Source organism: Candidatus Polarisedimenticolia bacterium, from assembly GCA_035764505.1.
Classification (GTDB): domain Bacteria; phylum Acidobacteriota; class Polarisedimenticolia; order Gp22-AA2; family AA152; genus AA152.
Window position 1 is genome coordinate 1 of sequence record DASTZC010000082.1, and the last position, 10,946, is coordinate 10,946.

Consider the following 10,946-nt stretch of genomic DNA (forward strand, 5'->3'; position numbering starts at 1 on the left):
CATGTCGCCGGCCAGAGCCTTCTGAGCCAGGAGTGCGACGTGGCGCTGGCGGGTGGGGTCTCCATCACGGTGCCGCAGAACTCGGGATACCTCTATGAAGAAGGAGGAATCTCATCTCCCGACGGCCGCTGCCGCGCCTTCGACGAGGCCGCCGCCGGATGCATCAAGGGAAATGGATCGGCGCTGGTGGTGCTGCGGAGGCTGGAGGACGCGCTGCGCGACGGCGACACCATCCGCGCCGTCATCAAGGGCTCGGCGGTGAACAACGACGGCAGCGTCAAGGTGGGCTTCACCGCCCCCAGCGACCAAGGCCAGGCCGGGGTCATCGCCGAGGCGCTGTCGCTTGCGGAGATCGATCCTTCGACCATTGCTTATGTCGAGGCGCACGGCACCGGGACGGCGCTCGGCGACCCGGTGGAAATCGCCGCCCTGGCGCGCGCCTTCGGCCCCGAAGCGGGCCGGATCCGCCGCTGCGCTCTCGGATCGCTGAAGTCCAACGTGGGCCACCTCGACGCGGCGGCGGGAGCGGCGGGCTTCATCAAGACGGTGCTCGCCCTGCAGCATCGCGAGATTCCGCCCAGCCTCCACTACCAGCGGCCCAACCCGAAGATGAATCTCGACGCGACGCCCTTCTACGTCAATGCCGAGCTGCGCGACTGGCCGGCCGACGGCGGACCGCGCCGCGCCGGCGTCAGCTCCTTCGGGATCGGCGGCACGAATGCGCACGTCATCCTCGAGGAAGCGCCAAAAACCGGCGCGGCGGCCCCTCAGCGCGCGCCGCAGCTGATCGTCGTCTCCGCGGCCAGTGAATCAGCGCTCGACGCCTCCTGCGCCGCGCTCGCGGCCTGCTTCGAATCACAGGCCTCGCCGAGCCTCGCCGATGCCGCCTACACCCTTCAGGTCGGCCGCAAGCGGCTCCCCTGGCGGCAGGCCCTCGTCGCCCGCGACGCCGCCGAAGCGATCGCCGCGCTTCGAGCCGGATCGGCGCGCCCCCGCAATCGAAAAACAGACCGCCGCGGCGCGCCGGTCGTCTTTCTTTTCCCCGGGCAAGGGGCGCAGCACCCGGGAATGGCCGCGGGGCTCTACCGAGAGGAGAAGATCTTCCGGGAAGAATTCGATCGCTGCGCCGCGATCCTGGCGCCGCTGCTTGGCGTCGATCTGCGCGAAGCCGTCTTCACGACGGGTGCCGGCGCCCAGGAGACCGAGACCCGCCTGCGCGAGACCTCCCTGGCCCAGCCGGCCCTGTTCGCCGTCGAGCACTCCCTCGCGAAGCTCTGGATCGCCTGGGGAATCTCACCTGTCGCCATGGCGGGACACAGCATCGGCGAGCTGGTGGCCGCCTGCCTGGCGGGAGTGATGTCGCTGGAAGAGGCGCTGCAGCTGGTGGCCGAGCGCGGCCGGCTGATGGGGAGCCTGCCGCGCGGCGCCATGCTGGCGGTGCAGCTGGGCGAAGCCGAAATCACCCGCCGCCTGCGCGATTTCGCGCAGCTGTCGATTGCCGCAATCAACAGCCCCACCAGCAGCGTCGTCTCGGGGCCGGAGAACGACATGGCGAAGCTGGAGGCGGGCCTGCAGGCGGAAGGGGCCGCCTTCCGCCGCATCCACACCTCGCATGCGTTTCATTCTGCGATGATGGATCCGATCCTTCCGGAGTTCGAGAAGGCCTGCCGCCGCCTGCGGCTGAAGCCGCCGTCGCTGCCGTTCCTGTCGAATGCCACCGGCGGCTGGATCACCCAGGAGCAGGCGACCGATCCGGCTTACTGGGCCGGTCACATCCGCCGGACGGTGCGCTTCGCCGACAACGTGGCGGCGCTTGCCGCCGACTCCTCCCGCGTCCTGCTGGAGGTCGGTCCCGGGAACGCGCTGTCGTCGCTGGCGCGGCAGCAGGCGGGCCAGGAAGCGGAGATCGTGGCATCGCTGCACCATCCGCGCGACGGGGCCGACGACGCTGTCTCCCTGCGCGAGGCGCTGGGAAAGCTCTGGTGCGCCGGGGTCGACATCGACTGGACGGCGCTGCACGCCGATTCCCGCAGAAGACGCGTTCCACTCCCCACCTATCCGTTCGAGCGCAAGCGCTACTGGATCGAGCCCGGCGCCGAGCTCCTGGCGCGCCCGGGCTCCGGCGGCGCGTCCAAGGCCATGGGGGCCGAGTTCAAGGCCATGGGGGCCGATTTCAAGAAGCCCGCTCTCGAGGAGTGGTTCTACGTCCCCGGCTGGAAGCGATCCCATTTCCGGGCCTCGCCCGCGGAAGTCGACGAGGCCGCCTGGATCATTTTCGACGATGGGACGGACCTCGCGGCTCGTGTGGCCGCGGCGGCGCGCGGCACGACGGTGGTCCGGGTCGGTGCCGGAATTGCTTTCGCTCACGACGCAGAGGACACCTTCACTCTCGATCCGCGCCGGCCGGAGCATTACCAGGAGCTGTTGCGCGCCCTGCAAGGGCGCGTCAAACGGTGGCGCATCGCGCATCTCTGGTCCTCGGACCCGGCCCGCGTGAGCGCCGAGTCGGCGCAGGAGCTGGGATTCTTTTCACTGCTACACCTCTGCCAGGCGATCGGAGGCGAAGCGGCCGGCGCCGAGTTCCACATCGCCGTCGTCGTTTCGAGCCTGTTCGACGTGACCGGCGAGAAGCCGCTGCGTCCCGAGCGGGCCACCCTCATCGGTCCCTGCCGCGTCGCCCCCCAGGAGTATCCCGGCATGGCCTGCCGGCTGCTGGACCTGGCGAGGTCGAGCCCGGAGGAAGGGGCGCGCTGCGTGATCCTCGAGCTGGAGGCGGCCGACACCGAGCGGGTCGTGGCCTGGCGCGGCGGACATCGCTGGGTCCCCCACTACGAGAAGATCCGGCTCGGATCCGCACCGGACGGCAAGAGTCCGTGGGGCGCCGGCGAAGCGTTTCTCTTCACCGGAGGCACCGGACCCCTGGAGCTGGGTCTCGCCGGGAAGCTGGCCGCGGGAGGCGCGAAGAAGATCGCTTTCCTGCAAAGCGATCCCGGCTCGGAGACCGCCGTCGAGACTCTGCGCTCGCGCGGCGTGGAGGTGCTCTGCTCTCCGGCCCCCGTGACCGAACGCGAAGCGCTCACGGCGGCCTTCGCGCGGATCCGGGGCCGGTTCGGCGGGCTCGACGCGGTGTTCCACACGGCGGGCGACATCGGCGGCGGCATGATGCAGCTCAAGACGAGCGCGGCGATCGATCCCGTGCTGGCGCCGCGCCTCGACGGGACGCGCTTCCTGGCCGGGCTGCTCGGCGAGGGCGAAGCCCTGGTGCTGTTCTCCTCGGCCATCTCGGTCACCGGGGTCTTCGGCCAGGTCGATTACTGCGCCGCGAGCGCTTTCCTCGATGCCTTCGCGCAGTCCCGCCGCGGGGAAAGCGGACCTCGAGTCACTTGCCTCGATTGGGGAACGGCCCGCTGGGATCGCTGGCAGACGCCGACCGGCGCCGGCTCGCAGGCGCTGTTGGAGCAGCTGCGCGCTTTCCAGGAACAGGTCGGCATCACGGTGGAGGAGGGGATCGACGCCCTGCACCGCTGCGCGCCGCTCGCCGAGCCTCAGATGGTCGTCGCCGCGCAGGACCTGGAGGAGCTGCTCGCGCAGTCAGCCTCCACTTCAGTGGCCGATTTCCTCGAGGGGATCGGCGGCAAGGCGCCCGCCAGCTCCGGGACAGACACACGCGAGATCGTCGCGCCGGCCACCGAGACCGAGCGCCGCGTGGCGGAGATCTGGACCCAGCTCCTCGGCATTGCCAGGATCGGCCGGACCGACAGTTTCTTCGAGCTGGGGGGGAACTCGCTGCTCGCCATCCAGCTCGCGTCCCACCTGCGCAAGGCCTTCGACATCGAGCTGGCGATCGCCGGCATCTTCGAATCGACCGACCTCGCCAGCCTGGCCGATACGGTCGATGCCGCGCTCGAAGAGCGCCGCAAGGCGGCCGACATCGCCGCGCTGCTCGCCGAGATCGAGACCCTGTCGGAGGACGAGGTGCGCTCGGAGCTGGCGCGCGGCGCTCCGGCCGAGGAGAAGGTGGCGCGATGAGCGATCTCGGCGACCGTCTCGCGAAGCTCAGCGAAGCGCAGCAGCGCCTGCTCGAGCGCCGGCTGCGCGAGAAGGGGCTGGAAACGGCGAATACGACTCGCGCGGGTGCGGGCGGCATCGCGACCCGGAGTCCGGAAGATGCCGACCCGGAGGCCTGGCGCGGGCGGCGCCCCCGGCGTCCGTTGCGCTTCAGCCTCTATTTCTTCTCGGACGACGGCTCGCGGGAAGAGGACGCCAAGTACCGCCTCGCCCTGGAAAGCGCGCGCTTCGCCGACCGGCACGGCTTCGAGGCGGTCTGGACTCCGGAGCGGCATTTTCAGCCTTTTGGCGGCCTCTATCCCAACCCGTCGGTCCTCTCGGCGGCCCTCGCCGCCGTGACTACGAAGGTCGGGATTCGCGCCGGCAGCGTGGCGCTGCCGCTGCACCACCCGGTGCGCGTCGCCGAGGAGTGGTCGGTGGTGGACAACCTGTCGCACGGCAGGGCGGCGGTCTCCTTCGCCTCGGGGTGGCACCCGGATGATTTCGTCCTGACTCCCAGCCCTTACGAGGATCGCAAGGAAGTGATGTTCCGCGGCATCGAGACGATCCGCCGGCTGTGGGCGGGCGAGACGCTGAAGGTGGAAGGACCGCAGGGGCGCCAGGTCGAGGTCCGCACGCTTCCTCGCCCCATCCAGGAGACGCTGCCGATCTGGGTCACCACGGCCGGTAATCCCGAGACCTGGGAGCGCGCCGGATCCATCGGGGCGAACGTCCTGGCGGCGCTGGTGGGCTACGACTTCGATGATCTCGCCGCGCTGATCCGGCGCTACCGTCTTGCGCGGGAGCGCGAGGGGCACGATCCGGCCCAGGGCACCGTCACCCTGGTCGTGCACACCTACGTCGGGACGGACGACGCGGCCGTGCGCGAGCTGGTGCGCGAGCCGATGACGAATTACCTGAAAACGTACCTGAAGCAGTTCCAGAAGGTCTCGCTGGAGGAGGGCGCCGCCACCGAGCGCGACTCGCGCGACGTGGCCCGCCTCGCCTTCGAGCACTTCTTCGAGGCGAGGACCCTTCTCGGGACGCAGAACAAGTGCGCGCGGGTCCTCGATGCCGTCTCCGCGCAGGGGGCGGACGAGATCGCGTGTCTCATCGACTTCGGACTCGATCCCGACACCGTGCTGGCGGCGCTGCCCCGGCTCGCCGAGCTGCGCGAGCACTACGCCCCGGCCACGGCGGACGGCGCGAGAGTCCATGCCAAGGCTCCGTAACCTGACTGAGCGCGGCCGCGGGCCGCGGGAGGAGAACCGCTCATGCTCGGTGAAAGGCTGCAGGAAAGTCTCAAGAACCACCCGCTGCGGAAGAAGCTGATCTCCCACCCCTTCTTCGACAAGATCCGCACCGCTCCGCTGTCCCGCGGCCAGGTCGCCACCTTCCTCGGCCAGTGGTGGCATCCGCTGCACTATTTCCCCGTTTTCCTGTCGCGCCTCATCTCCGTCTCGCCGCGCGTGGAGCTGCAAACCGCCATCTCCAAGATCCTCTACCAGGAGCTCGGCGAAGGAGACGCACAGCGCGCCCACGAGGTGCTCTATGTCTCCACCATGACGCCGCTCGGCTTCAGCCGCTCCGAGGTGGCCTGCGCAGCGCCTTTCCCGGCAACGGCGCGCCTGGTGGCGGCCTACGCCGAGTCCTCCGCCGATCTGATGGCCGGACTGGGATTCATGTACGGCACCGAGGTAGCCGATCTCGCCATGGTGTCGGGAATCGGAACGGCGGTGCGCCGCGCCACGGGCGCTGGGACCCTCCCCTGGGTCGACATCCACGTCGAGCAGGAGCCGGAGCACGTGGCGCGGGCCAACGACTCGCTCTCCCTGGATTTGACCGAGGCCCAGGAAAAAGAGCTTCTGGCCCATGCCGAATCGATGTGGCGGCACTGGGTTGCCTTCTTCGACGAGCTGGAGCGCGCGGCCTTCGCATCCCAGGCCCTTGCCGACGTAACCCGCGAGGCACGGCGCGCGGAGGAAGCCGGCGGTGAGGCCAGAATCTGAGACCCTGAAGGGTCTGGACGAGCGGCTCGCCGCGCTCAGCCCCGAACAACGCGCGCTGTTCGAAGCGCGATTGAAGCAGAAGGGGCTCGCCGCCCCGCGTCCGAAGACCATCGCTCCGATCCCCGGCCGGGAGAAGCTCGCCTGGTTCCCCGTCTCCCTCGATCAGGAGCGTCTCTGGTTCGTCGATCAGATGGAGCCGGGCAATCCCGCCTACAACATCCATCTGAGCAGCCGCCTCTTCGGCCCTATCGATCCCGAGCTGATGCGACGCGCGCTGAACGCCTCCATCGCACGGCACGAGGTCCTGCGCACGACCTTCAAGGTCGTGGACGGGCGCCCCGTGCAGGTGGTGGCGCCGTCGCTGGAGATCGATCTTCCGGTCGTCGACCTCCAGTCGCTGCCGGAGAGCGAGCGTCCGGAGGCGGCGCTGCGCGAGGCGACCCGAGCCGCCTCGGTGCACTTCGACCTGGAGCGGGGGCCGCTGGTGCGCGCGGGCCTGGCGCGGCTCGGCCCCGAGGATCACGTGCTCATGGTGTGCATGCAGCACGCCATCACGGATCGCTGGTCCTTCGACATCTTCGAGAAGGAGGTCGCGCAGATCTACGTCGCCTTGCGCGACGGTTCACAGCTGCAGCTGCCGCCGCTTCCGATTCAGTTCGCGGACTTCGCCGCCTGGCAGCGCCAGGAGCTCTCGGGAGAGCGGCTCGAGCGCCACCTGGCCTACTGGCGCGAGAAGCTCGCCGGCGCTCCCCTCGTACTCGAGATTCCCGTCGACCGGCCGCGCCCGCCGGTCCAGAGCTTCGGCGGCGCCCGTGCCTACACCATGTACCCGGAATCGGTGCGCACCGCGCTCAAGGAGCTTACGCGCCGGGCCAACGCGACCATGTTCATGACGACCCTGGCCGCGCTCGATGTTCTCTGCTGGAAATACACCGGACAACGTGACCTGCTGATCGGCTCCACCATCGCGGACCGTAACCGGATAGAGACCGAGAACGTCATCGGCTATTTCCTCAACATGCTCCTCCTGCGGGCGAAGATCGACCCGGCCATGACCTTCCATCAGCTCCTGGCCCAGGTACGCGAAACCGCGCTGGAAGCCTACGCGCACCAGGACGTGCCGTTCGCCACGCTGGTGTCCGAGCTAAGGCCGCGCCAGGACCCAAGCCGCAATCCCCTCATCCAGGTCTCGCTGATCTACCTCGACTTTCCGGACCTGGAGGCGTCCGAAGAGGTCGGACTGTCTTCCTCGGAAGAGCTGGACGTGGATAACGGCGCCTCCCGGTTCGACATGACCCTGGCCTGCACGGAGCTTCCGGGCACGGGGATCCATGGCTACATCGAGTACGCCACCGAGGTCTACGGGAAGGAGAAGGTGGAGCGCATGCTCCGCCACCTGGGCCGGATCTTCGAGCTCGTCTCCGCGCACCCCGACCGGCCGCTCGCCGCCCTCCAGGTGCTCACCCCTGAGGAGCACGATTCTCTGGTGACCGGCTTCAACGACACGGCGCGCCCGTATCCCGCAGCATGTCTGCACGACCGGTTCGAGACGGCAGCGGCCGCGCAGCCCGAAGCGCCGGCGCTCGTGCAGGCGGGGAAGGTCACCTCCCTCGGCGAGCTGAACCGGGCCGCGAACCGGATGGCGCACCGGCTGGCCGCGCTGGGGATCGGACCGGGGGACATGGTGCCGATCTGCGTTCGGCGCTCCCCCGGCCAGGTGGCGGCGCTGCTGGCGGTGCTCAAGAGCGGAGCCGCTTATGTGCCTCTCGATCCCGCGCTTCCCGCCGAGCGTCTCGCGAGCATGCTCTCCGACGTGCGCCCCCGTGTCGTGCTCATCGAGCACGCCCTCGCGTCCCTGCTGGCGGACGCGGCTGTCCCGCGCATCGAGATCGAGGAGGCGTGGGAGGCGTCCGCGTGCCCACAGGACGAGAACCCGGCGTCGCGCGCCACTCCCGCCGATCTGGCCTACGTCATGTTCACCTCCGGCTCGACCGGCGTGCCCAAGGGGGTCCTCGTTCCCCACCGCGCCATCGTCAACCGTCTGCAATGGGCGCAGGAGCGTTTCCCGATCCGTCCGGGAGAGCGCGTCCTCACCCTGGCGTCGTACACCTTCGATATCGCCGTGTGGGAGCTGCTCGGACCGCTGCTTTCCGGCGCCACGGTGGTCATGCCGCGCGAGGAGGATGCCAAGGATCCCGCAGCGCTCGCGCGCCTTGTCCGGGACGAGCGCGTCGCGGTGGCGCATTTCGTCCCTTCGATGCTGCGAGTCTTCCTCGAGGATCCCGCCGCCGCGCAGTGCGGCGCGCTGCGCGCCGTCTTCTGCGGAGGCGAGGGGATGGACCGCGATCTGCACGATCGCTTCTTCGAGAAGCTGCCTGCCCGGTTGCTCGCCCATTTTTATGGCCCGACCGAAGCGGCGATCAGCTGCCTCGCCTGGGAGTGTGCGCCGGACCTGGCTCCGGGACCAGTCCCCCTCGGCCGGCCCATTGCGAACGCCCACATCTATCTCCTCGATTCCTGCTTTCAGCCTGTGCCCGAGGGAGTCCCGGGTGAGATCTTCATCGGCGGCATCCCCCTGGCCCACGGCTACCTGGAGCGGCCCGATCTGACGGCGGAGCGCTTCGTTCCCGATCCGCTGTCGGGCGCGCCCGGCGCGCGCCTCTACCGCACCGGCGATCTGGCCCGATTCCGGCAGGACGGGACGCTGGAGTTCCTGGGACGGACCGATCATCAGCTCAAGGTGCGCGGCCATCGCATCGAGCCGGGCGAGATCGAGACGGCGCTCGAGCGCCTTCCCGGTATCCAGCGCGCGGTGGCGGTGGCGCGCTCCGACGGCGCGTCGCAGCGGCTGGTCGCCTACCTGGAGACGGCGGGCGCCGAAGCGCCATCCGAGGCCGACCTGCGGGTCGCCTTGCGCCGCTCTCTCCCCGAATACATGGTCCCCGCGGCCTTCGTGGCACTGGATCGGCTGCCGCTGGGCCCCAACGGCAAGATCGATCGCGCCGCACTGCCCGAGCCGGGGACGACGATCCGCTCCGAAGCGCCGGTGCCGCCGCGCACGCCGATCGAGGAGACGATTGCCGGCATCTGGACGGCGCTGTTGCGCCGCGGGCCGGTCGGCGTCGAGGACAACTTCTTCGATCTGGGGGGCGACTCGCTGCTCGCCACCCAGGTCATCTCGCGGGTGCGCGCCGCCTTCGAGATCGAGCTGCCGCTGCGCCGCTTCTTCGAGGGCTCCACCGTCGCCGCGCTGGCCGCGGTGGTGGAAGAGAGCCTGCTGGAGAAGCTGGAGACGATGCCGGACGAGGAGGCGCAGCAGCGCTTGCAACGCAACGCCGGGGCACCGCCGCCGAAGGCGCCGGCCTCAGCTGAGCCATGAGCCTCGACACCGCCTCGCGCGCCGCCGGGCTCTCCCCTTCCAAGCGCGCGCTCCTGGAGCGCATGCGCAAGGGGAAGCCATCCGGCGAGGCGGCCGCCCCGACCATCCCGCGCCGCCCCGAGGGAGAAGCCCCGCTCTCCTTCGCCCAGCAGCGCCTCTGGTTCATCCATCAGATCGATCCCAAAAGCCCCGCCTACAATGTGTCCAACGCCCTGCGACTGCGTGGAGCGCTGGATCCTTCGGCGCTGCAGCGCTGCCTGGAAGAGGTGGTCCGCCGGCACGACAGCCTGCGCACGCGCTTCGTGTCGCGCGAGGGGGCGCCGCTCCAGGTGATCGATCCTCCGGGCAGCATCGACCTTCCCCTGGCGGATCTCACGCGCCTTCCCGCCCCACAGCGCGAGGCCGAGGCCATCCGGCTCGCTGGCGAGGAGGCGGGCGCACCCTTCGATCTCGAGACAGGTCCGCTGCTGCGGTCCCGCCTGCTGCGACTCGACCGCGAGGATCACGTCTTTCTCCTCACCATGCATCACATCGTGTCGGACGGCTGGTCCACGGGGGTGCTGGTGCGCGAAGTGGCGGCGCTGTACGAAGCCTTCGCCGCCGGCCGACCGTCGCCGTTGCCGGAGCTGCCGATCCAGTACGCCGACTTCGCGGCCTGGCAGCGCCAGGCCCTGTCGGGAGAGCGTCTCGAGCGCGAGCTGGCCTACTGGCGCGAGTGTCTCACCCCGCTTCCCCCCGTGCTCGACATTCCAGCCGCTCGGCCGCGCCCGCCGGTGCTGACCTTCCGCGGCGGCGTGGAGCGGGTGACGGTCCCCGCTGAAATTGCCGACGCCATGCGCACCCTGACACGCCGCGAAGGAGCGACCCTCTTCATGGGGCTGCTCGCCAGTTTCGACGCGCTCCTGTCTCGGCTGAGCGGCGAGGAGGACATCACGATCGGCACCGGCATCGCGAATCGAACGCTGCCCGAGCTCGAGTCGCTGGTCGGCTTTTTCGTCAACACGCTGGTGATCCGCGCCAGTTGTGCGGGGGATCCGTCGTTCCGCGAGCTGCTGGGGCGCGTGCGCGAGGCGACGCTGGGCGCATTCACCCACCAGGATTTGCCGTTCGAACGGCTCGTCGAGGAGCTGCAGCCGACGCGGGACCTCGGCCGCAACCCGATTTTCCAGATCGCCTTCGCCCTGCAGAACGCGCCGCTGGGGAGCTTCGAGCTTCCGGGACTCACGATCGAACCCATGCCTTTGGAGACGGGCGCGGCCCGTTTCGACCTGGAGTTCCACCTGTGGGAGGTGCCGGGAGGCAACCTCGAGGGCTACCTTTTCTACGGCACCGATCGGTTCGACGCGTCGACGGTGCGGCGGATGGCGCAGCGCTACCTGGTGCTGCTCGGCGCAGGGGTCGCGGCGCCGGACAGCCGCCTGTCGCAGCTGCCGCTGCTGACACCGGAGGAAGATCGGCAGCTCATCGCCTGGAACCAGACGCGGGAGGACTTTCCCAAAGCCTGCGTCCAC

At 69.7% G+C, this 10,946-nt stretch carries 5 protein-coding genes; all 5 read left to right on the forward strand.

Annotation, left to right across the window (positions count from 1 at the left end):
• A partial coding sequence (locus VFW45_05670) for an SDR family NAD(P)-dependent oxidoreductase (GenBank protein ID HEU5180257.1) occupies positions 1-4,029 on the forward strand: 4,029 nt, incomplete at its 5' end.
• Positions 4,026-5,279, forward strand: coding sequence for a MupA/Atu3671 family FMN-dependent luciferase-like monooxygenase (locus VFW45_05675; GenBank protein ID HEU5180258.1), 1,254 nt, complete (start codon positions 4,026-4,028; stop codon positions 5,277-5,279). The genes VFW45_05670 and VFW45_05675, both read left to right, overlap by 4 nt.
• A gap of 42 nt (positions 5,280-5,321) precedes the next feature.
• Complete coding sequence (locus tag VFW45_05680) at positions 5,322-6,056, forward strand: iron-containing redox enzyme family protein (GenBank protein HEU5180259.1); 735 nt, start codon at positions 5,322-5,324, stop codon at positions 6,054-6,056.
• Positions 6,040-9,435, forward strand: coding sequence for an amino acid adenylation domain-containing protein (locus tag VFW45_05685; GenBank protein HEU5180260.1), 3,396 nt, complete (start codon positions 6,040-6,042; stop codon positions 9,433-9,435). The genes VFW45_05680 and VFW45_05685 overlap by 17 nt, the downstream gene beginning before the upstream one ends.
• On the forward strand, positions 9,432-10,946 hold a 1,515-nt coding region (locus tag VFW45_05690), incomplete at its 3' end, for a condensation domain-containing protein (GenBank protein HEU5180261.1). The genes VFW45_05685 and VFW45_05690, both read left to right, overlap by 4 nt.

What these genes read in the sequence shown, in the direction of transcription:
- VFW45_05680 (HEU5180259.1), top strand. Translation starts at nt 5,322, where the DNA reads ATGCTCGGTGAAAGGCTGCAGGAAAGTCTCAAGAACCACCCGCTGCGG.
- VFW45_05675 (HEU5180258.1), top strand. Translation starts at nt 4,026, where the DNA reads ATGAGCGATCTCGGCGACCGTCTCGCGAAGCTCAGCGAAGCGCAGCAG.